The sequence below is a fragment of the Ursidibacter maritimus genome (assembly GCF_009761395.1).
GTDB lineage: Bacteria > Pseudomonadota > Gammaproteobacteria > Enterobacterales > Pasteurellaceae > Ursidibacter > Ursidibacter maritimus.
In genome coordinates this window covers 1-387 of record NZ_LEKN01000031.1, presented here as the reverse complement: position 1 = coordinate 387, position 387 = coordinate 1, and the positions used below count along the sequence as shown (strand labels likewise).

Here is a 387-nt window from a genome sequence, read left to right as displayed (position 1 = left end):
GACCGTTGCTGCCAGTGTACCTTCGACCAACGGTGCAGCACACAAACGTACTTTTGCGGCGATCTCGGGAGCCAGCAATTCCAGCGCAGTTTCAGCACTCAATAATGCGCTACCCATATCCATCATGACCAGCACATGGTCGGCATCAGCAACAGATTCGATGGCCTCCATCACTTTGACGGCATCGGTACCAATGGGATTTTGTGGATCGTCAATTCCCGCGGCAATGGCGATTTTACAACTATCACTCATTAACATCTGACGGGCTAGTTCACCGACACCTTCTCCCAGTCGGCTGCTATGTGAAACTATGACCAGGTTTACCATCACCAATTCCTTACTCTTTTGCGGCTAACGCCAACATTTGCATCATAAACATCACCGAGG

The 387-nt window shown here is 50.1% G+C and carries 1 protein-coding gene; it reads right to left on the bottom strand.

From position 1 onward, the window contains the following. Positions 1–327 (bottom strand): dihydroxyacetone kinase phosphoryl donor subunit DhaM (gene dhaM, locus A1D26_RS05920; protein ID WP_232516808.1); only part of this gene is annotated, 327 nt, incomplete at its 3' end. Positions 328–387: the final 60 nt, after the last annotated feature.